Source organism: Allobosea sp. P4_E12 (assembly GCF_056401655.1).
The window spans coordinates 163,838-184,062 of record NZ_JBFUIY010000013.1 but is presented as its reverse complement, the minus strand read 5'-3'; the positions used below and the strand labels follow the sequence as shown (position 1 = coordinate 184,062).

General features: G+C 65.6%; 23 protein-coding genes and 1 riboswitch. Of the genes, 13 read left to right on the top strand and 10 right to left on the bottom strand.

What is annotated here, in order from left to right; all coding sequences use genetic code 11:
* Positions 1 to 17: 17 nt before the first annotated feature.
* From AC1DW9_RS18515 to AC1DW9_RS18500, 4 genes are all read right to left on the bottom strand, one after another.
* The gene (locus tag AC1DW9_RS18515; RefSeq protein WP_476777184.1) at positions 18 to 3,221 is read right to left on the bottom strand and encodes a multidrug efflux RND transporter permease subunit; all 3,204 of its coding nucleotides are present in this window, start codon (positions 3,219 to 3,221) and stop codon (positions 18 to 20) included.
* Positions 3,222 to 3,229: 8 nt separating this feature from the next.
* The gene (locus AC1DW9_RS18510) at positions 3,230 to 4,342 is read right to left on the bottom strand and encodes an efflux RND transporter periplasmic adaptor subunit (protein ID WP_476777197.1); all 1,113 of its coding nucleotides are present in this window, start codon (positions 4,340 to 4,342) and stop codon (positions 3,230 to 3,232) included.
* A gap of 92 nt (positions 4,343 to 4,434) precedes the next feature.
* A complete protein-coding gene (locus tag AC1DW9_RS18505; protein WP_476777183.1) occupies positions 4,435 to 5,007 on the bottom strand; it encodes a TetR/AcrR family transcriptional regulator in 573 nt (190 codons plus the stop codon).
* A 357-nt stretch (positions 5,008 to 5,364) separates the two neighbouring features.
* On the bottom strand, positions 5,365 to 6,177 hold the full coding sequence (locus AC1DW9_RS18500; RefSeq protein WP_476777182.1) for an aminoglycoside phosphotransferase family protein: 813 nt from the start codon (positions 6,175 to 6,177) through the stop codon (positions 5,365 to 5,367).
* Between the two features lie 161 nt (positions 6,178 to 6,338).
* Between AC1DW9_RS18500 and AC1DW9_RS18495 the strand changes: the two genes are divergently transcribed.
* Together AC1DW9_RS18495 and AC1DW9_RS18490 are read left to right on the top strand one after the other, a co-directional pair.
* The gene (locus AC1DW9_RS18495; protein WP_476777181.1) at positions 6,339 to 7,343 is read left to right on the top strand and encodes an ABC transporter transmembrane domain-containing protein; all 1,005 of its coding nucleotides are present in this window, start codon (positions 6,339 to 6,341) and stop codon (positions 7,341 to 7,343) included.
* 214 nt (positions 7,344 to 7,557) lie between these two features.
* Positions 7,558 to 8,835, top strand: a complete 1,278-nt coding sequence (locus AC1DW9_RS18490) for an MFS transporter (protein ID WP_476777180.1) — start codon at positions 7,558 to 7,560, stop codon at positions 8,833 to 8,835.
* 44 nt (positions 8,836 to 8,879) lie between these two features.
* Here the strand turns inward: AC1DW9_RS18490 and AC1DW9_RS18485 are convergent, their stop codons facing one another.
* Together AC1DW9_RS18485 and AC1DW9_RS18480 are read right to left on the bottom strand one after the other, a co-directional pair.
* Complete coding sequence (locus AC1DW9_RS18485; RefSeq protein WP_476777179.1) at positions 8,880 to 9,230, bottom strand: hypothetical protein; 351 nt, start codon at positions 9,228 to 9,230, stop codon at positions 8,880 to 8,882.
* Positions 9,231 to 9,498: 268 nt separating this feature from the next.
* Positions 9,499 to 9,876 carry a response regulator gene (locus AC1DW9_RS18480; RefSeq protein ID WP_476769705.1) on the bottom strand — a complete coding sequence of 126 codons (378 nt, stop codon included), beginning with the start codon at positions 9,874 to 9,876 and terminating at the stop codon, positions 9,499 to 9,501.
* Between the two features lie 324 nt (positions 9,877 to 10,200).
* Positions 10,201 to 10,333, top strand: a riboswitch (TPP riboswitch).
* Positions 10,334 to 10,389: 56 nt separating this feature from the next.
* Between AC1DW9_RS18480 and thiO the strand changes: the two genes are divergently transcribed.
* The 8 genes from thiO to AC1DW9_RS18440 all read left to right on the top strand — a co-directional run bounded on the left by thiO (position 10,390) and on the right by AC1DW9_RS18440 (position 15,882).
* On the top strand, positions 10,390 to 11,580 hold the full coding sequence (gene thiO, locus AC1DW9_RS18475; RefSeq protein WP_476777178.1) for a glycine oxidase ThiO: 1,191 nt from the start codon (positions 10,390 to 10,392) through the stop codon (positions 11,578 to 11,580).
* Positions 11,577 to 11,789: a sulfur carrier protein ThiS gene (gene thiS, locus AC1DW9_RS18470; RefSeq protein ID WP_476777177.1), complete on the top strand. Its 213-nt coding sequence runs from the start codon at positions 11,577 to 11,579 to the stop codon at positions 11,787 to 11,789. The genes thiO and thiS overlap by 4 nt, the downstream gene beginning before the upstream one ends.
* 1 nt (position 11,790) lies before the next feature.
* A complete protein-coding gene (gene thiG, locus AC1DW9_RS18465) occupies positions 11,791 to 12,567 on the top strand; it encodes a thiazole synthase (protein ID WP_476777176.1) in 777 nt (258 codons plus the stop codon).
* Positions 12,564 to 13,199, top strand: coding sequence for a thiamine phosphate synthase (locus AC1DW9_RS18460; RefSeq protein ID WP_476777175.1), 636 nt, complete (start codon positions 12,564 to 12,566; stop codon positions 13,197 to 13,199). Before thiG ends, AC1DW9_RS18460 begins: the two co-directional genes overlap by 4 nt.
* A gap of 32 nt (positions 13,200 to 13,231) precedes the next feature.
* Positions 13,232 to 13,750, top strand: a complete 519-nt coding sequence (locus tag AC1DW9_RS18455; RefSeq protein WP_476777174.1) for a P-loop NTPase family protein — start codon at positions 13,232 to 13,234, stop codon at positions 13,748 to 13,750.
* A gap of 18 nt (positions 13,751 to 13,768) precedes the next feature.
* Positions 13,769 to 14,146: a nuclear transport factor 2 family protein gene (locus tag AC1DW9_RS18450; RefSeq protein ID WP_476777173.1), complete on the top strand. Its 378-nt coding sequence runs from the start codon at positions 13,769 to 13,771 to the stop codon at positions 14,144 to 14,146.
* 355 nt (positions 14,147 to 14,501) lie between these two features.
* Positions 14,502 to 14,768: a hypothetical protein gene (locus tag AC1DW9_RS18445; RefSeq protein ID WP_476777172.1), complete on the top strand. Its 267-nt coding sequence runs from the start codon at positions 14,502 to 14,504 to the stop codon at positions 14,766 to 14,768.
* Position 14,769: 1 nt separating this feature from the next.
* On the top strand, positions 14,770 to 15,882 hold the full coding sequence (locus AC1DW9_RS18440; RefSeq protein ID WP_476855148.1) for a hypothetical protein: 1,113 nt from the start codon (positions 14,770 to 14,772) through the stop codon (positions 15,880 to 15,882).
* A 129-nt stretch (positions 15,883 to 16,011) separates the two neighbouring features.
* Here the strand turns inward: AC1DW9_RS18440 and AC1DW9_RS18435 are convergent, their stop codons facing one another.
* The 4 genes from AC1DW9_RS18435 to AC1DW9_RS18420 all read right to left on the bottom strand — a co-directional run bounded on the left by AC1DW9_RS18435 (position 16,012) and on the right by AC1DW9_RS18420 (position 17,776).
* A complete protein-coding gene (locus AC1DW9_RS18435) occupies positions 16,012 to 16,446 on the bottom strand; it encodes an acid phosphatase (RefSeq protein ID WP_476777170.1) in 435 nt (144 codons plus the stop codon).
* A complete protein-coding gene (locus AC1DW9_RS18430) occupies positions 16,424 to 16,705 on the bottom strand; it encodes a phosphatase PAP2 family protein (protein WP_476777169.1) in 282 nt (93 codons plus the stop codon). The genes AC1DW9_RS18435 and AC1DW9_RS18430 overlap by 23 nt, the downstream gene beginning before the upstream one ends.
* Positions 16,706 to 16,892: 187 nt before the next feature.
* Positions 16,893 to 17,171, bottom strand: coding sequence for a hypothetical protein (locus AC1DW9_RS18425; RefSeq protein ID WP_441492911.1), 279 nt, complete (start codon positions 17,169 to 17,171; stop codon positions 16,893 to 16,895).
* Positions 17,172 to 17,551: 380 nt separating this feature from the next.
* A complete protein-coding gene (locus AC1DW9_RS18420) occupies positions 17,552 to 17,776 on the bottom strand; it encodes a hypothetical protein (RefSeq protein WP_476777286.1) in 225 nt (74 codons plus the stop codon).
* A gap of 347 nt (positions 17,777 to 18,123) precedes the next feature.
* Between AC1DW9_RS18420 and AC1DW9_RS18415 the strand changes: the two genes are divergently transcribed.
* Genes AC1DW9_RS18415 through AC1DW9_RS18405 form a run of 3 tightly spaced genes read left to right on the top strand, consistent with a single transcriptional unit; the run spans position 18,124 to position 20,221 of the window.
* A complete protein-coding gene (locus AC1DW9_RS18415) occupies positions 18,124 to 18,843 on the top strand; it encodes an amino acid ABC transporter permease (RefSeq protein WP_476777287.1) in 720 nt (239 codons plus the stop codon).
* Positions 18,840 to 19,496 (top strand): amino acid ABC transporter permease, encoded by a 657-nt coding sequence (locus AC1DW9_RS18410; protein ID WP_441492914.1) that lies wholly within the window; start codon positions 18,840 to 18,842, stop codon positions 19,494 to 19,496. Before AC1DW9_RS18415 ends, AC1DW9_RS18410 begins: the two co-directional genes overlap by 4 nt.
* Complete coding sequence (locus tag AC1DW9_RS18405) at positions 19,493 to 20,221, top strand: amino acid ABC transporter ATP-binding protein (RefSeq protein WP_476777288.1); 729 nt, start codon at positions 19,493 to 19,495, stop codon at positions 20,219 to 20,221. Before AC1DW9_RS18410 ends, AC1DW9_RS18405 begins: the two co-directional genes overlap by 4 nt.
* Positions 20,222 to 20,225 lie beyond the last annotated feature (4 nt).

The following is a 20,225-nucleotide window of genomic DNA, read 5'->3' as shown; positions in this document are numbered from 1 at the left end:
GCGACCTCGCTCGGAGGTCAGGCAGAGGAACGTGCCGGTGTGACCGCGGCCCCGCCGGCTGGCTCCTGGGACCGGGCCGGCGTCTCTGTTGCGGGAGCCTCTGCGTCGCCGTCCTCCTGCTGGTCGCCCGGCCGCCTGGTCCTGAGCAGCCTGAGCACGAACACGAAGAAGACCGGTACGAAGAATATCGCGAGCACGGTCGCCGAGATCATGCCGCCCAGCACGCCGGTGCCGAGCGCGTTCTGGCTGGCGGCGCTCGGGCCGGTCGCGATCGCCAGCGGCACGACACCGAGGGCGAAGGCAAGCGAGGTCATGATGATCGGCCTGAAGCGCACTTTCGCCGCATCCGCCGCCGAATCCAGCAGCGACCGGCCCTCGGCATAGTAGTCCTTGGCGAACTCGACGATCAGGATCGCGTTCTTGGCGGAGAGGCCGATGATCGCGATCAGCCCGACCTTGAAGTAGATGTCGTTGGGCATCCCCCTCAGCATGACGGCGAGCACGCAACCAATGATGCCCAGCGGCACGACCAGCATCACCGAGAGCGGGATCGACCAGCTTTCGTAGAGACCGGCGAGCAGCAGGAACACGAAGAGGATGCTGAGCGCAAACAGCATGGGCGCTTGCGAGCCGGACTTGATCTCCTCCAGCGATTGCCCGGTCCATTCGAACCCGAACCCGCCCGGCACTTCGGCAACGAGCCGCTCCATCTCGGCGATGGCCGCGCCCGAGGACTGGCCGGGAGCCGGCTCGCCGGTGATCCGGACGGTGGGATAGCCATTATAGCCCACGATCTGCGGAGCGCCCTTCTGCCACTGCGCGATCGCGAAGGACGACAGCGGAACCATCCCGCCTTGCGCGTTGCGAACGTTGAGCTTGAGCAGGTCCTCAGCCTGGAGACGGTCGCGGTCGCGCCCCTGGACGATCACCCGCTGCATGCGTCCGGCGTTGGGGTGGTCATTGACATAGGACGAGCCGAGATTGGCGGTGATCGTGGTGTTGATGTCGGTGAAGGTGACGCCGAACGTGTTGGCCTTCTCGCGGTCGATGACGAGCAGAAGCTGCGCGGCATCCGGCATGCCCTCGATCCGCAGGCCCGTGACCACGTTGCTTTTGGCGGCGCGGGCCAGCAGATCCGCGGCCGCCGTGGCGAGCGCCCTCTGGCCGGCGCCGGCGCGGTCCTGGAGGCGGAAGGCCAAGCCGTTCGTCGTGCCAAAACCCTCGATCGGCGGCGGCGACAGGGCAAAGGTCGTCGCGTCCTTCAGGCCAAACAGCTGGGCATTGGCGCGGTCCGCCACGGCCTGGGCCGTGCTGTCGGCGCCACGCTCGCTCCAGTCCTTCAGCGTCACGAAGGCAAGCGCGGCGTTCGCCCCGTTGCCGGAGAAGCTGAAGCCCTGGATCGCCACGACATTTGCGACGGCGGGGTCGGCCTGGAAGATGCCTTCGATCTGCTTGATCGAGGCGAGCGTGCGGTTGGCGCTGGCTTCCGGCGGGCCCTGGATATCGACGATGACATAGCCCTGGTCCTCGTTCGGCACGAAGGCGCTCGGCAGCTTGACGAACAGGTAGCCGAGCCCGACGACCAGCGCGAGATAGACCACCATGACCCGACCGGCCCGCTTCGCCAGGCTAACGACGCTGCGGGAATATCCCGCGGTCACCCGGTCGAAGCTGCGGTTGAACCAGCCGCCGAGCCCCTTCTTCTCGTGATGTCCCTTGGCGATCGGCTTCAGGAACGTCGCGCACAAAGCCGGCGTCAGCGACAAGGCGAGGAAGGCCGAGAACAGGATCGAGACGACCATGGTCAGGCTGAACTGGCGGTAGATGATGCCGGTCGATCCGGGGAAGAAGGCCATCGGGATGAAGACGCTGGCGAGCACGAGCGTGATGCCGAGGATCGCGCCGGTGATCTGGCCCATGGCCTTCTGCGTCGCCGCGCGCGGGGACAGGCCTTCCTCGGCCATGATGCGCTCGACATTCTCGACGACGACGATGGCGTCGTCGACGAGGATGCCGATGGCGAGCACCATCGCAAACATCGTCAGCACGTTGATCGAGAACCCGGTCGCGAACATGACCGCGCAGGTGCCCAGCAGCGCGACCGGCACGACCAGTGTCGGGATCACGGTGTAGCGGATGTTCTGAAGGAAGATCAGCATCACGATGAAGACGAGCCCGACTGCTTCCAGCAGCGTGAAGAGCACCTTCTTGATCGAGGCCGAGACGAAGGGACTGGTATCGTAGGGAATCGACTGCTCGACGCCCTTGGGGAAGAACCGCGAAAGCTCGGCGAGCTTGTCGCGGATCGCCTGCGAGGTCGCGACCGCGTTGCCGGTGGACGAGAGCTGGATGCCGACCGCCGCGCTCGGCTTGCCGTTGAGACGGCTGCTGAAATTGTAGTTCTCCGCGCCGAGCTCGATGCGCGCGACGTCGCGCAGCCGAACGGTGCTGCCGTCGGCATTGGCGCGCAGTACGATCTCGCCGAACTCGGCCGTGTTTGCGAGCTGACCCTTGACGAGCACCGTCGCGGTCAGGTCCTGACCGACCGGGTTCGGCGCGGCGCCGATCTGGCCGGCCGCCACCTGGGCGTTCTGCGCGCTGATCGCGGCCGTGATGTCGTCGGCGGTCAGCTTCAGGCCGACCATCTTCACCGGGTCGATCCAGACGCGCATGGCGCGCTGGGCTGCGAAGAGCTGCGCCCGGCCGACACCCTCGATGCGCCGAAGCTCGCCGAGCACATTGCGGTTGAGGTAGTCGCCGAGCGCGACCTCGTCCATTTGTCCGTCCAGCGAGGTCAGCGAGACGATCATCAGGAAGCCCGCGGATGCCTCCTCGACGGAGACGCCCTGCGTGGTGACCGCCCGCGGAAGCCGGGACTCGACCCGCTTGATCGCGTTCTGGACCTTGACCGAAGCCTGATCGATATCGGTGCCGGGCTGGAAGGTCGCGTTGATCGAGACCGAACCGGAGGTATCCGAGGTCGACTCGAAATAGATCAGACCGGCGACGCCGTTCAGCTCCTCCTCGATCAGGCGGGTCACGCCCTGGTAGATCTCCTGGGGCGAGGCGCCGGGGTAGGCGGTCGAGATCGTCAGCTGCGGCGGCGCGACCTTGGGGTACTGCGCTATCGGCAGGAAGGGCAGGGCCAGCGCGCCGGCGATGCAGATGAACAGCGCGAAGACCCAGGCGAGGATCGGCCGCCGAATGAAGAACTGTGCCATGTCAGGACCTATCGGCTCTTGGAGCCGGCAATATCGGTCGCGGGCGACCAGGGCTCGGGCGCCAGTTTCGCGCCGGACTGGAGTTTCTGGACGCCGTCGACGGCGACCTTTTCGCCGGCCTTGAGGCCGGACAGGACGAGCCAGTCGGAGTCGATCGCCTCACCGAGCTCGACGTCGCGCGCCTCGGCGGTATTCTCGGGGGAGATCACGTAGACCTGGGCTCGCCCCTCCTGCGTGCGGACGACGGCGCGCTGCGGCACGGTGATCGCGCCCTCCCGGACCGCCTGCTCGAGACGGACGCGGACATACATGCCGGGCAGCAGATCGCCCTTCGCGTTCGGGAACTCGGCACGCAGCGTCACCTGGCCGGTCGTCGCGTCGACGCTGGCACTGGCGAACAGCAGGGAACCGGCCTGCGCATAGGTCGCGCCATCGTCGAACACCAGATCGACGCGGGCTTTGCCCGGCTCCGGGCTGGCGAGCTTGCCCGCGTCGACCGATCGCTTCAATGCCAGAAGTTCCTGGGCCGACTGCGTGAAATCCGCGTAGACCGGGTCGATCTGCTGGATCAGGGCCAGGTTCTGGGTGGCGTCGGCGGTGACGAGCGCGCCCTCGGTGACCAGGGCTGCCCCGATGATGCCGGTGATGGGGGCCCGGACCTGGGTGTAATCCAGATTGATCTTCGCCTCCGCCAGCGCGGCCTCGGCCAGCCCGACATCCGCGTTGGCCTGGGCGAGCGCCAGTTCCGCGTTCTCGAAATTGATCCCGCTCGCCACCTCGCGCTCGCGCAGCGTCTTCTGGCGCGCAAGCTGCTGCTCGGAATTGGCCTTGAGGGCCCTGGCCTTCTGCAGCGCGGCCTGCGCGCTCGCGACCCTGACCTCGAAGAGCTTGGGATCGATCCGGTAGAGCACGTCCCCCTGCCTGACGAGGGTGCCCTGCTGGAAGACGCGCTCCAGCAGAATGCCCGAGACCCGGGCGCGGACCTCGGCGACACGCGTCGCGGCGATGCGGCCGGGCAGGTCGCGGACGACTGGAACGGCGCGCGGCTCGACCTGAAGGACGCCAACGGCAGGCGGCGGCATCTGGGACGGGTCCTGGGCGCTCGCCGCCGCCACCGTCATGGACAGGATGACCGCGACGGCGCCAAACCGGCGCAATAGGGATTGCTCCCCGACCTTCGACAGGCGGGAAGGGGCAGAAGCAGATTGGGAATTCATGGGGAAGCCGGAGTCTCTGGGATGAGTTCAAAAATGCTTTTGATGCCGTTCAGGATGGCGGCGCGTTCGGACGGATCGAACTCGCGGAACCCCTGATATTCGATGGACGAAAGCCCAAAGAGGGCGAGATAGGCCATCAGGGACGCGAAGGGCTTGTCGGTCCCCGCCTGGATCGCATCGAGGTCGCGGGAGAGCCAATCGCGCATGCTGCGCTGAAAGGCGTCCTCGTGGGACGCCGCCGCGCTGACCGCCATCGCAATGGCGCGTTCGTCCTCGGAGGGCTGCCCCGCGGCGGTGGCCTCGATCCTGCCGAAAAGTTCGGGATTAGGGGTCGCGACGGCTGCCGCCACCGCGGCGGCCACCTTCTTGTCGTCGGCCTTGATGATCCGCCCGATGAGGGCCTCGAGCACGGCGCCCTTTGACTTGTAATCATAGAGGACGCTGGATTTTGCGATCCCAGCCTCCTTGGCGACGGCATCGATCGAGAGGCCAGCCGCGCCGCGGCTGAGCACGACCCGCTCCGCCGCGTTCAGGACCTCTTCGGGATCGTGCTTTCTGTGCCTGCCCATATCGTTCCCTGGCGAAGGCGAAAAACCGGGTCGCCCGCATTGCGGAATTTATATACGAACGTTCGTACGGAAAAACAACCCTGTGCCGCCGAGGAGGCGAGGGGCGGAAATGAGGTATCGCGCGGCCCGTTTTGACGCGCGATGAGGGACTGGTCCGTCCATCGCCCCCTGAGGCGGGCCAGTCCCATTGATCAGAACACTGGGATTGCCCGAACGTTGCCGATCGGCTCGCGTGTCAGTTTGATTGCTGAATGGCATTGATCATCAGCGGCCAGTGGCCCGTGCCGATGGCCGCACGAAAGGCGGTTTTCCGCCAACCCCGCTTGCCAACCCGCCTGCGCGCTACCGCGCTGAACATCAACCCTTGTCGATTTCCGCCGCGGCGATCTCCGCGACGCGAAGGGTGGGCGCGATATGGTCGGTTTCCCCATCCTCGATGAGCCAGGTTGCCGAAAGCCCCGCCCAGGCGAGAATCCAGCGAAGCAAGCGGCCGCGTTCCAACTGTGCGGCACGAGCGACGACGTCCACCTGTCGGGCGAGCCGACCAGGCGCAGTGGCGACCGGATGATCTGGATTGCAGAAGAGATTGGCGTAATCGAAGCCGCGTTCGCCTTTCAGGCCCTTGGGATCGATTGCGAGCCAGCCTCGTTCGGCGAAATCAAGGACGTTCGCGTGATGAATGTCGCCATGCAGAGGGACGACATCGCGCGGATCGGCCAGAAGCTTGCGTGCGGCCTCGGCGCATCGGACGAAGATCCCGCCCTGAGGTTCAGCATGGAGCGCCCGAAACCAGTCGGAGAGCGGGACAAGATTCGATGGAGGGGCTGCACGCGGCTTGTGAAGCTCGGCAACGGCCCTGCAGAGCACGACGCTCGCTTCATCATCCCTTCCATGCTCCGCCATCGCAGCGAGCGAGCGGTTGCCGGTCGCGCGTTCGAGCAGGATCGCATCATCGTCGTGTTCAATGACGCGAGCAGCCCCGATCCCATTCCACCAGATCAGGAGACCCGCGCCCCGCTTTTCCTCCGGCACGGTCGCGATCTTCAGCATGGCCGACTCGCCGTTCCGGCGAACCGGGAGGAGGCGGCTGGTCCGTGTCAGGATCGGCTCGCCGTCTTCAGCCAGCGCCCAACGACGAATGTAAGGGGTGAAGTCGCTCTCGATCGCCATGTCAGTTTTCAAAACGGAAGCTTGCGGTTGATGGAAAGCGTTTGCCTGGCCTGGAGAGTCCTCGTTCAGGCAAGCGCATGATCTGACAAATCCCTGAAGCGGGGAACTTGTCTGCCGGGCCGTTCGTTGCCTCCCGTCCAGGCGTCGACAAGGTCCCTTCCGTGAGCAGCATCTTCCTCCCGCTTCTCAGGCGGATCAGGCCTAGCGAGACATCGGCCCCGGCGATCGCGTCCGACCAGACGCTGAGCAGCTTCGTCTGGCGCGCCAGCGGCGCCCATCAGTTCTATGTCGGCCTGATTGCGATGGCGGTGGCCTTGCTCAATTTCGCGCCGATCGATCTGCAGAGGAGGATCGTCGATGTCGCGATCGCCAACAAGGACGTCCGGACGCTGGTTTTCCTGGGGGTGCTCTATCTCGCGATCGTCCTGCTCCAGGCGGCGCTGAAATATGCGCTTCTGGTCTATCAGGGCTGGGTCAGCGAAAGCGTCGTGAAAAGATCGCGCGACCACTTGACGGCCGTTGCCACCGAGAGGGCATCGTCCGACGCGAACACGAGCGGACAGACGGTCAATGTCATTGGCCGGGAAATCGACGGGGTCGGCGGTTTTGTGGGGGTCGGCATCTCGGAATTCGTCGTCAACCTGACCTTTCTTTGCGTGATCCTCGGCTACATGCTGTACATCCAGCCGCTGATCGCGCTGATCAGTATGGTCTTCCTGCTGCCGCAGGTCTTCCTCGCGCTCTATATGCAGGCCGACCTCAACACGCTCGTCGAGCGGCAGGTTGGGCTGGTGCGCAAGCTCGGCGACGAAACCGTCGCCGAGGCTGGGAGCGGGTCCCGGAGCGGCCCAGAATCCAAGCCGACCCCGACGGAATCGGCCACGATCCATGCGATCTTTCGCAACCGGATCCGGTTCTATTTCCTCAAATACGGGCTCAAGACCTTGCTGAACGTCGCGAATGCCATCGGTCCGCTGATGGTTCTCCTCGTCGGTGGCTGGATGGTGATCCAGGGGCAGACGACGATCGGCACCGTCGTCGCCTTCATCTCGGGCCTGGAGCGCCTTTCCAGTCCCTTGCGCGACCTGCTCAACTTCTACCGCGAGTATCAGCAGGCGAAAGTCCAGTACCAGATGATCGGACGCTGGGTCGAAGGCAAGACCTGAGCCGGATCGAGGCCGGGTATTCCGCCCGGGGCAGGGGCGCCGCCACGGCTTCACCCGTCATCCCGGATCAGCGCCAGGGCTGTCGAATGGTCCGGCCCCAGTGTTGCAGGCGGGATCATTGCGGAAGCGTTTTTTGGGAATGCTACGGTCGGGACCGAAGCATTTATCCGCCCGATGCTGCCATAAGCGCCTGAGCCGCGTCAGGAGCTTCATCATGTCCTCTCTTTCAGCGAAGCCGCCGTTCTTCGGCTGGCATATCGTCGCTGCGACCTTTGTTCTGGCGGTATTCGGATGGGGCGTCGGTTTCTACGGGCCGCCGATCTACCTGCAAACCGTCGTCGAACGGACCGGCTGGTCCGTGGCCTTGGTCTCCGCGGCTGTCACCCTGCACTTCCTAGTCGGGGCGGTGATCATCGCCAATCTGCCGCGCCTCTATCGAAGCCTGGGGGTTCCCATGGTGACGGCGCTCGGGGCGGCCTTGCTTGCGACCGGGGTCGTCGGCTGGGCGATGGCCAGCGAGCCGTGGCATCTCTTCTGCGCGGCTTTGTTGAGTGGCGTGGGCTGGGTTGCGATGGGCGCCGCAGCCGTCAACGCGATCATCTCTCCCTGGTTCGTGAGGTCTCGCCCTGCGGCTCTCTCGATGGCCTATAACGGAGCCAGTATCGGCGGCGTGATTTTCTCACCTCTCTGGGTCGCTCTTATCCTCGCCATCGGTTTTCTCAAGGCGGCGATCGTGGTTGGCGTGATCATGGTCGCCGCTATTCTTGCCCTGTCGATTTTCGCGTTTTCAAAGACTCCCGGGCGACTGAACCAGTTCCCTGACGGCATTCGGCCAGCCGCAGGTCCGGCTGCGGTCAACGCTTCGGCTGTGGCGGCCATGCCAAAGGGATCGCTGTGGCGGGACCGTCGTTTCCTGACGCTGGCGGCAGGGATGGCGTTGGGTCTGTTCGCCCAGATCGGCCTTCTCGCCCATCTGTTCTCGCTGCTCGTGCCGGCCATCGGGCCTCAAAATGCCGGGCTGGCCATGGGGGGCGCAACGATCGCCGCGATCGCAGGCAGGACGGTGGTCGGCCTTGTCATGCCTGCCTCAGCGGACCGTCGTCTCGTCGCCTGCGCGAGCTATGCGGTCCAGATTGGCGGGTCATTGACCTTCCTGATCGCGGGCGATGCCAACGCAACGCTGATGATCATGGGCGTCATTCTGTTCGGTGCGGGGATTGGCAATGCCACATCCCTGCCACCGCTCATCGCACAGGTCGAATTCGGCAAGGCAGACGTTGCCCGCGTCGTTCCACTGATCGTTGCCATCGGACAGGCAGGTTATTCCTTTGCGCCGGCCGTGTTCGGCGCTCTGCGGACGCTGTCGCCAACCGGACTGTCGAGCTTCGATGGGGCAGCGCTGTTTGCGGTCGCTGCCGTGGTGCAAGCAGCCGCCATGGCCTGTTTCCTATGGGGGCGCCAAAGGCGCTCGCTGCCAGGCGCGACCGCATGACGGAGACAGGCCCCTTGGACCTGGCAGGGGCGAACCCTGTGCGGCTAGCCCTCGCCACCTGCGTCGGACAGCACCCTTGCCGGCACGGGGAGGACGGTCGCCCTCTGGCCGTTTTGCGTGGCCAGCCATTTCAGATAGCGCAGGCGTGCCGCCACCGTGTTGCTGCGATGGGTGATTTGCAGCCACTCAAGATACTCGGCGAGGCGAACGGTGATGATCTGGACGGTCTTGCCCTTGGCCAGAAGCAGCTCCGTCGCGGCAGCGAACTGGCGCTTCCATTCGGGATAGGAGCGGGGGATCCTGGGGTCCTTGCCGACCATGTCCAGCAAGGCAGGAAAGTCATCTTCTGAATACCACGGTACCAGCACGGTGTCGTAGTAATCGAACTTCCGCATGGCTGTGTCCGCCCAGCAATCGGAAAGCGTCGCCCAGCTCCGATCCTACCAGTTCTCCTGCTGGCTTACGAGTTGCGCGCAGTGCCTCACCGGTTTGCGCGCGGGCGAGTTGCAGATCTCGGGATATTCGGTCGGCGCCATCACGAAGGATGCAAGCCCTCCGTCGGGCACGGAAAGCCCGTTTCAAGCCCGTTTCCTGGGCTCTGCCCCGATCCCGCCCCGGCGCGGGGATCGGCCGTTTCCTTCGCGTCCATTCTGTCAGGCGCGCCTAGGCGCTGGCCGGCAAGGATTTCAGCGTCCTGATGATCTCGCTCTCGGTATAGGGTTTTCGAAAGAACCGGGCCCGCTCCGGCAATTTCTGAGGGTCGACCCGGACATGGCCCGAGGTCACCATCAGCCCGATCGGCGGCCATTTCTCGCGCACGACCTCGACCAGCTGCAGGCCGTTCAGCGAGCCCGGCATCTCGACATCGGTGAAGAGGATGCGGACATCGTCGCGTTGCTCGAGAATGGCCAGGGCCTCGTCGGCGGTCGCTGCCTCTACGGCGAGGTAACCGGCCTCCTCGACGAGCAAGGCCGCATACATCCTGATGATCGGCTCGTCGTCGACAACGAGAACAACCGGCTTTTCCGCGTCTGTAGGCACTGGGCTTCTCCTGAACCGCCTTCTTGTCGCGGCGGTAGAGGTCCAACGGCTCATGGACCGGAACGTTCCGCCGTCGCGCCTGCTTTGGGCGCTACGGACAATGCATGCTGTTGGCATGGCCGGCGGAGCGCTCCCTCGTGAAGCCGCCCGCCTGGCCGCGCGTGCCGGCAGCGGAAGCGGAGCGCGGGTGAATGGCGGCAGGCGAGGTGCCTCAGCAGCGCCTTGGACCCGCGAAGATTCCCGGCCCCTGGCCCGCCAGCCGGGGTCCTCCCGGCGTTCGTGTCGGATTGGCCTTGACCTCGCTGCCGCCCCGGCTCCAGACTGCGCGGATCCAAGGAGATCCCCGGCAAGGGGCTGAGAAACCGCTGGCAGACCGGGTGTCCCCCGGAGAGGCGCGCGGAAATCCTTCGAACCTGATCCGGCTCATACCGGCGGAGGGATGGAGCGTCGCGGCACTTGCCGGCAGCCGAAGGGTTGCCAGATCTCCTTCCCCGAGCGGGCGAGGAGTTTGCCATGCGCGGCCCGCCACATACCACCCTTCGCCGCTCTGGCGGCGCTTCCGGGCCTGTCGCCTGCGAGGTGCCGGCCGTCACCGATATCGCCATCATTGGCGGCGGCCTGATCGGTCTGTCCATCGGCTGGCGGCTGGCCCGGCGCGGCTTTGACGTGACCGTTTTCGAGCGTGGCACGATCGGGCAGGGGGCAAGCCTTGCCGCGACCGGCATGCTGGCCGCGGCCGCCGAGCTGGAGCCGGGCGGCGAGGAGCATCTGCCGCTGGCGCTGGAAAGCCAGCGGCTCTGGCCGGGTTTTGCGCGCGAGCTCGAAGCCGAGAGCGGGCTCGGCATCGACTATCGCCGGGACGGTGTCCTGCTGGTCGCGCTGGGGCGCGAAGAGGTCGAGCGCCTGCGTTTTCGCCATGACCTGCAGCGCCGCGCCGAGCTTGAGGCGGCATGGCTCGGCGGGGCGCAATGCCGCGAACGCGAACCCGGCCTGAGGCCTTCGGTCGTTGCCGGTATTTTCTGCCCGGCCGACCATCAGGTCGATCCGCCGCGCGTCATGGCGGCGCTGCGACGCGCCTGTCTCGCGGCCGGAGCGCATCTGGTCGAAGCCTGCGAGGCCGAGCCGGAGCTGGCCGGGGGGCGCGCTCTCGGCGTCTCGACGCCACGCGGGCTCTGCAAGGCTCCGATCGTGATTGCGGCCGCCGGCGCCTGGACCCGAATTCACGGGCTCGACATCCCCGTGCGCCCGCTCAAGGGCCAGTCACTCGCGCTCCGCAGCACGCCCGAGACCGGTACGCTTGCGCGCGTCGTCTGGACCGAGCAGGTGCATCTCGCCCCCAAAAGCGACGGCACTCTCCTCGTCGGCGCCACCATGGAAGAACGCGGCTTCGACGACAGCGTGACCGCTGGCGGTGTCTATGCCCTGCTCGACGGCGCCCGGCGCGCATTGCCCTCGACCGAGGAGATGCCGGTCGAGGCGATCTGGTCCGGCTTCCGCCCGACCTCGATCGATGATGCGCCGATCGTCGGCGAGACGGGGATATCGGGCCTGCTCGTTGCGACCGGCCATCACCGCAACGGCTATCTGCTCGCCCCCGTCACGGCTGCCGCAATCGAGCAGTTCCTCGTCGAAGACCGCATCACGGGGCCGGCCGCGTCATTCGGTCAGGCGCGCTTCACCCCATCTCTGGAGGCAACCTCATGAAACTCGTCATCAACGGCAAGGACCGCGATAGCGCGGCGCAGAATCTGGCGGCGCTTTGGCAGGAGGAGACGGCCGAGCTGGACTTGCCGGGGCCGCAGGGCTTCGCCATCGCGCTGAACGGCACCGTGGTGCGGCAGGTCGACTGGGCGCAGACACCTCTGTCGGGCAACGACCGCGTCGAAATCATCCGTGCCTTCGCGGGAGGCTGACATGAGCACCCCAATCGAGGCCCTCACCATCGCCGGCACGGCATTGTCGTCCCGGCTCCTCATAGGCACGGCCGGCTATCCGAGCCAGCGCATCATGGTCGATGCCATCGAGGCCAGTGGTTCGGACCTTGTCACGCTCTCCATGCGTCGCATTTCGCTGCAGGGTCATGGCTCCGACACGGTGCGCCTGCTCGCCGGCCGCCGCTTCCTGCCCAACACGGCGGGCTGCGAAACCGCGCGCGACGCGATCCTCACGGCCGAGCTTGCACGCGAGGCGCTCGGCACCAACTGGATCAAGCTCGAGGTGATCGGCGATCGCGAGACGCTTTATCCCGATGTCGGCGAGTTGCTCGAGGCGACGCGCCAGCTCGTCGACAAGGGGTTCGTCGTCCTGCCCTATTGCAACGACGATCCGGTCATCTGCGCACGCCTGGCCGATCTCGGCGCCGCTGCCGTGATGCCGATGGGGTCGCTGATCGGCTCGGGCATGGGCGTCGCCAATCCGGCCAATCTCGAGCTGATCTGCACCCGCTCGCCCGTGCCCGTGATCGTCGATGCCGGCATCGGCACGGCCTCCGACGCCGTGATCGCCATGGAATGCGGCGCGAGCGGGGTACTGCTCAACACGGCCGTCGCCAAGGCCGATGATCCCGTGCGAATGGCACTCGCCATGCGTCACGCCGTCGAGGCCGGCTGGAACGCCCGCCTGGCGGGGCGCATTCCGCGGCGTGGGCGCGCTCAGCCGTCGAGCCCGCAGCTCGGGCTTGTGGGTTCGTGAACAGGCTGCCCGACCGGCTGCTCGTCGTCACCGACCGGCATCAGGCGGTGAAGCCCTTGCCGCAGGTTGTCTCTGCGGCGCTCGCGGGCGGGGCACGCTGGATCTGGCTGCGCGATCGCGACCTCGATCCGGCGGAACGCCGCAGCCTGGCGCTGCAGCTCCATGAGCTGGTGAGCCTGGCGGATGCGGTTCTGACGATCGGCGGTGATGTGGATCTCGCTGCTCGGGTCGGGGCGCGGGGCGTCCATCTGCAATCGGCTGGGGCGATCTCCGCGGCCCGCGCCGTGCTCGGCGTCTCCGCGCTGATCGGCGTCTCCGCGCATGACGAGGCCGATGTCCGGGCGGCTGCGGCGGCAGGCGCCGATTATGTCACGGCGAGCCCGATCTTCGCGACGGCGAGCAAGCCCGGCTACGGTCCGGCCCTGGGCCTGACCGTGCTGCGGCGCTGGGCGGCGATCGGCCTGCCGATCGTGGCCCTTGGCGGCATCACCTGCGAGCGCGCGCCACTCTGTATCGAGGCTGGTGCTGTGGGCGTCGCAGTGATGGGGGAGGTGATGCGAGCCGTGGATACGGCCACGACCGTACGCCGCCTTCGCGCCTGCGCGCTGATGAGTCCACGCCTTGGTGTATGAGCAGGTCGAAACGAGAGGAATGGCCTGCGCCGATGCGACGGATCGTGATCCTGGGGAATGCCGGCAGCGGCAAGTCGACGCTCGCGCGAGCACTGGGCGAGCGGCTCGCGCTGCCGGTCGTGCATCTCGACCGTTTGTTCTGGGAAGCAGGCTGGGCGAAGGCCGAGCCCCGGCTCTTTCGGAATCGCGTGCGGGACGCCGTGTCCGGCGATGCCTGGATCTGCGAAGGCAACTACTCCCGCCAGACCTTCGAATTGAGGCTGCCGCGCGCCGATATCGTCATCTGGCTCGACACCCCGCGGACGACCTGCCTGGCCCGCGTCCTGTGGCGCAGCGTGCTGAACCGGCCGCGGCCGGATCTCCCCGATGGCTGCACCGAAAAGCTGAACGCAAAGTTCCTCGGCTTCCTCCGATATGTCTGGGCCTTCGATAGGGACAAGCGACCGCAGATCGAGCGCGAGCGGGTCGCGACCGCCGCTCATGTCCCGGTGGTCTATCTCCGCGACGCCGGCCAGATCTCGGCGTTCGTGAATGCGGCGGCGGCCGGGTAGGGCGGGCAGGAGGGCAGGGTGAAACAGGATCTCGACCTGATCAGGGGACTGGAGGAAGCGCTGTTCAAGCCAGCGGTTCGAGCCTCTCCCGAAGCTCTCGATCGGCTTTTGGCTGACAGTTTCGTCGAGTTCGGCCGCTCCGGCGGCGTCCCTGACAAGACCGAGGTGATCCGAAGCCTTGCCGAGGGCAATGCCGAGACGGTCGACGTGCCGGCAGCCAGGGATTTCGTTCTCCGATCCCTGGCCGATGATGTGGTCCTGCTGACCTATCTGAGCTTTCGCGTCGCGAATGGCTGCGAGGAGCGGCATACGCTGCGAAGCTCGATCTGGCGGTTCATCGAGGGGCGCTGGCAGATGGTCTTTCACCAGGGAACGCCTGCTGGCCAGCCGTCCTGACGGGGGCTTCGTGCGGGGGCTTGAGCCGCCGCGGCGGTGTTGACCCAGATCCGCGATCGTCCCTCCCGCTGCGCCCGGGAGGGACAATCGCAATCGCCATCACCACGCCGAGCCGGCCTCAAGCCCGGCGCCGTTCAAGTGCGTGCTCGATCCGGGCCGTCATCCGGCGCAAGGCACGGTGCAGATTGTCGCGCATGAAACCCCGGCAGTTTCGCCGCGCCGAAGACCGTCGCAGCAAAACTGACGAAGTCTAATGTGGGACATTGCGGTGTACTTGACGCTGCGTCTGCTATCCTTTGATACTGCGTGCGGCGAAGCAGATCCGGCGACGCGAAAAGCGGGCAAGGGGCGCCTGATGACTGTCGAGGAGGCGGCCGTGTCCGTCGCGCAGAGCCAGGAGATGTTTGCGGGGGCGGAAGCGTTACGCCGGATGCAGCGCTACCATGAGGCGATCAACGGCGACGATCGCGCCAGCGAGGCGCAGTTCAGCCGCGCCTTCAAGGAGCGTTTCGGCATGGCGCCGCGCGAGTTGAGATCAGTCGCCCGCGAGCGCGGCGTCAACATGCTGCCGCCGACCACGGTCGGCGTCGCCCCGGATTCGGTGCAACGGCTTGGGCGCTGACATGCTGCCGCAATGGAGGCCCGTGCCGATCCCCTCCGGCCGGGGCGAAGCGCTGTCGGTGCCCGAGGCAATCGCCTACACAACTCGATGGATCGACATCCGCCTTTCGCCCGGGGAGGACTTCGACGGGCATCAGATGCGCTGGCTCATGACACAGCTCGCCATCCGGGCGCTTGCCGAAACGATCAAGACAGGCGGCGACGGCTCGGCATATTCGGAGCGTCTTCATCAGTCGTACACAGTCCTCAGGAGGGCGCAGGCGGCGCTGAGCGGCGGCAAACATCAGTGGTGGGGCAGCCCGGCTGAAGACCAGGCCCGGAAGGCTGCCGAGCGTGTGATGTGGCAGCGGCGCGATCCGGGCCGCGGCTACGTGGAGGGCTACGAAAGCCGCTATCAGACCTCGCTCCGCGAGGACCAGTTCAACCGCTGCGTCGCAGACTATCTGGCGCAACCATGGATGCGGCACCCTGTCCTCGATTGGATGCTCGTCGATGCGATCGTGACGCACGAACTGTCTAGGTTCGGGGAAGCGGTGAAGAAAGCAGAAGAACCGGGGGACCCATGGCGCCGGGGTCGCTATTTGAGGGCCCGCGGCAACCTCGAGGAACTCCGGAATCTCAAATGGAAGGCCGAATTCCAGCTGCAGCTGGCGTGTGCCGCTTTTTTTATCGTTGTGCCTCTGCTGGGGATAGGGGCGGCCTTCCACTTTGATTGGACAATAACCGGCATATGGCTGTTGGGCATCTACACCCTCGTCGTGATCAACGAACTATGGTCGCTGGTGGTCAAGCTGATCCGTCGCAGCGTACCAGGTCCCGAGAGCAGTTCTCAAACGCTGTGGCGCGAGATGTACGAGGTCTGGCGACTGCTTGAAGGACCGGTCGTCAACCCGATGCTCGTGGGCGCCGAGTTGGCCAGGACGACAAGGAGGGGGGCCAGATGGAACAGCGCTGCCTGGTCGATCGTCGTGCGCGCGATGGAGCATGATCCACTGGAGTGGGTCGTCGTGCCGGCCGAGCGGGACGCTGCACGCAGCGATGCCGGTCGCCAGGACGGAGCCAGATCGGCGCCGTCTCAATCGTTGAATCCCACATCGTCCGCTTCGTCATCGTAAGGCAGCTTGATGCCGCGCTGCTGGCGCTCTTCTTGGATGGCGCTGTGACGGCTTCGTCTGCTGGCCGATCGGCTGGCGCGGGTTCGGAAGGGGAGAGACCCGCCACCGAACCCGCTTCTCGCTGATCACTCAGAGGCCGAGCACCTTGCGCAGCTCCGCCTTGGCGGCGGCGAACTCGGTCTGGAAGTCCTGCTGCTCCACGATGCGCGCAGCGATAACCGAGCCTGCGATGCGGCCGGCGTCGATATCGGAGCGATAATGAATGCCGCCGATCACGCGGTTCCAGCCATAGACCCAGGCCCTGTCCATGATCTCGGTGCGCTTTTCCGGAACCATGTTCGACAGCACGATGCCCATCAAGGTCCCGACGGTGGTGTGCCCGGAGGGATAGGCGCCGGAATTCGAGACCTTCACCACAGGCTTGACCAGCGGGCTCGCCTGATGCGGCCGCGGCCGCTTCCAGCTGTCCTTGGCCGGATCGACCACCGCGCCCTCGGTCGCGACGATCCGATCGAAGAAGGCCGAAAAGACAGGCAGCGCCTCAGTCTTGAAGGCCGGGCCCAATCACGTCGGCGAAGCGCCAGACATCCTCGACGGCATCGGCCTGGGCCAGCGCTTCCATCTCGGGCGTGCGCGTAACCTGAATGGTGAGGACCTCGCCGATCTCCGACTTCGTCTGGACGGAGTCCGGCGCCGGGGGCGGCTTCAGGACGGCTGTGAGGTCGATCGTCTTGCCGGTCGCGAAGGGTTTCGCATCCTCGGCATGGGCGGGAGAGAAAGCCAGCGTGGCGGCTGTCAGAAGAGCGAATGCTATATGGCGCATGGTTGTGGTCCCTGTTGGCCAGGGATCGACGCTCCCCACATATGACAGTGTGATGTAGGTCAATCTCCCGCCGCGCGGTCCTTCTCGCCTTCGGTCGGAGCCCCGGCGGCGACGTCTCGAGCGATTCGCGCCAGGGACATGCCGCGCGCGCCCAGGGAGGTATTTCGCCTCCAGCGTCCTTAGCGTCTCAATTGTAGGATTCCACCTCGTCCGCTTCGTCATCGTAAAGCAGCTTCATCAGCATGACGTAGCGATTGAGCGAGGCCATGCTGAGATCGCGCAGGCATCTCTCGCGAAGCTTGAGGGCTTCTGCGCGAATGCTCAGGCGCAGTTCAGGCGTGTGGATGCTGAACGCCTCGCTCCAGTCGAGCAGATGATGCAGGTCCTTGTCCCAGACCGGGCAGGTCCGCGATTGAAATGTCCTGTGCTGCGGGGCGTCCGCCGCGATCGCAGAGGTCGCCGCCACCAAGGCGACGCATGCAAACGAGAACAAGGGCAAGAGCAGAGGCCTTTGGAGCGACCGGCCTGACATTGCAATCTCTCCCGCTCGAGGATGTAGCCAGGATTCCAGGCAGGCTCAGCCGCTCAGTCTCACCCGTCCGTGTCACCTGAAAAACCCGAGCTCGTATGTGATCTTCATCACATACGAGCTCGGACAGTTCGACAATGGTGCTGGGCGGCAATTTCAAATGGGGGGGGCAAAACGGGGGCAGAAAGAATAGATCTTCATATAGTACATGTTACTTACCGTCTATATTGATAGAAACATAAACTATTGTGATTATATTATCATATTGTTGATATTCAACGTGGTTCAGTAGAGTGTATTTCGTCGCCCGATATCGATCATTCATTTCCAATTTCGATTTGATCATGCCCCGATCGTTCCGGGGCCATCCAGAAGGCGCGCGCGGCTGCCACCAGCGGCCTCGCGCGCCAGTTTTCAGCGTGACCCGGTTCGGACGCGGAGGCTGTGGTTTCCGTCCGCGCGGCGTGAAGACGGTCGATCCGGGGTAGGATGGTGTCGCGCCAGTCCCGCGCCTCGCTGTGATCGCCGACGGCCTGGGCCATGCGCCGCATCCCGAAGCGTCCGAGGCCGATGATCGCGAACCGGTCGGTTTCAGCACAGGGCTCCTCCGCCGTGCAATGAGGGGAGAGGTCAGTGAACTGCCGGTCCAGGAGGGCACTCCGGCCACTGGAAGGACGCTATGTCCGCGCCCCACGGATTTTGCATGGCAGCCGGCCGGTCATTGCCATGGCCAGTTGCGCTTCGCATGGCTCAATATCATGACGGCCTGTTGACAATCCCCGACGGCCGATCTCATCATTCCGGTATAGTGGAATCTTGGGAGGGATTCGATGGGGACTCGGTGGATGGCAGCGGTCCCTGGATCACGGCTTAGCCGTGCATCCGCGGCATGAATTACCGCTGGAACTGGTCCATCCTCCTGCAGGAGCCCTATTGGGAGTGGCTGTGGAGCGGCGTGCAATGGACGCTGGCCCTCAGCTTGGTCAGCTGGGTCCTGGCGCTGACGATCGGTCTTGGCGTTGGCATTGCGCGCAGCCTGCCGGCTCGTGGCGCTCGCCTGGTCGCGGGCATCTATATCGATGTCTTCCGCAATATCCCGCCGCTGGTCCAGCTCTTCCTCTGGTTCTTCGTTCTGCCCGAGATCGTGCCCGAAACCATCGGGCTCTGGCTGAAGCGCGATCTGCCTTACCCTGAGTTCGTCACGGCGGTCGTCGCGATCGGCCTGTTCGCCGGATCGCGCGTCGCCGAGCAGGTCCGGGCCGGGATCGAGGCGGTCGGAAATCCGCTGCTGCCGGCCGCGCTGGCAACGGGGCTTCGTCCTGTCCAGGCCTTCCGGCTGGTCGTGCTGCCGCTCGGTCTTCGCGCCATCGTCGGGCCGCTGACCTCCGAATTCCTGATCACGATCAAGCTGTCATCGCTGAGCCTGACGATCGGTGTCCTCGAATTGACGGCGCAGAGCCGCCATGTCGAGAACTATACCTTCCAGGGGCTCGAGGCCTTCACCTTCGCCACTGTCGGCTATCTCGTCATCGGCTTGTGCGTGACGGCGCTGATGCGCCTCATCGACGACCGCATCGGCGGCTCGGCCCTGCGGAAGGCCGCGACATGAACGATTTCGACTGGGGCGTCATCGCCCGCTCCTGGAGCTTTCTCGCCGAGGGCATGGCGCTGAGCGCGCTGCTCGTGCTGGTCGCGACCGTGGGCGGGCTGGTGCTCGGCTTCGGCCTCGCCCTGATGCGGCTGTCGACCCATCGCTTCATCGCGGTGCCGGCTGCGGCCTATGTCACCGTCATGCGCTCCCTGCCGCTCGTGCTGGTGCTGTTCTGGTTCTATTTCCTGATCCCGCTGGCGATCGGACGGCCGATCGGCTCGCTGATGTCGGCGCTGATCGCCTTCGTGATGTTCGAGGCCGCCTTCTACTGCGAGATCATCCGCGCGGGCATCGCCAATGTCCGCAAGGGGCAGGCTGAAGCCGGCCTCGCCACCGGCCTGCGTCGCAGCCAGGTGATGCGGCATATCGTCATGCCGCAGGCGCTGCGGGCGATGATGCCGCTGGTCCTGAACCAGATCGTCATCGTCTTCCAGGACACGTCCCTGGTCTATGTCGTGGCACTGCACGATTTCCTGACGACAGCCAGCATCGTCGCCTCGCGCGATGGGCGGCCGACCGAAATGTATACGCTGGTCGCCGTCGTCTATCTCATCATCTGCCTGTCGGCGACGAAGGCGGTCGAGTTCTACAGGAAGGGCCGCACGACATGATCGCCGTCGAGGACGTGCACAAATCCTATGGCAAGCTGCAGATCCTGCGTGGCTGCTCGGCAACCGTGCGCCAGGGCGAGGTCGTGGTGATCTGCGGCCCGTCGGGCTCGGGCAAGAGCACGCTGATCAAATGCGTCAACGGCCTCGTGCCGTTCGAGCGCGGCACGATCACCGTCAACGGCGTCTCGGTGTCCGATCCCAAGACCGACCTACCGGCCCTGCGCTCGCGCATCGGCATGGTCTTCCAGAGCTTCGAGCTCTATCCGCACATGACCGCGCTGGAGAATGTCAGCCTGGCGCAGATCCATGTCCTGAAGCGCTCCCGGGCCGAAGCCGATGAGCGCTCGGAGAAGATCCTGATGCGGGTCGGGCTCGGCAACAAGATGACGAGCCGGCCGAGCCAGCTCTCCGGAGGCCAGCAGCAGCGCGTCGGCATCGCACGCGCGCTCGCCATGGACCCGGCCGCCATGCTGTTCGACGAGCCGACCTCGGCGCTCGATCCCGAAATGATCAACGAGGTGCTGGAGGTGATGCAGGAGCTGGCGCTCGAAGGCATGACCATGATGGTCGTGACGCATGAGATGGGCTTCGCCCAGCGCGTGGCCGACAGGGTGCTGTTCATGGATGGCGGCGAGATTCTCGAAGACACGCCCAAGGCGCAGTTCTTCACCGCCCCTGCGACAGAGCGCGCCAAGCAGTTCCTGACCAAGGTCCTGACTCACTAGGCCG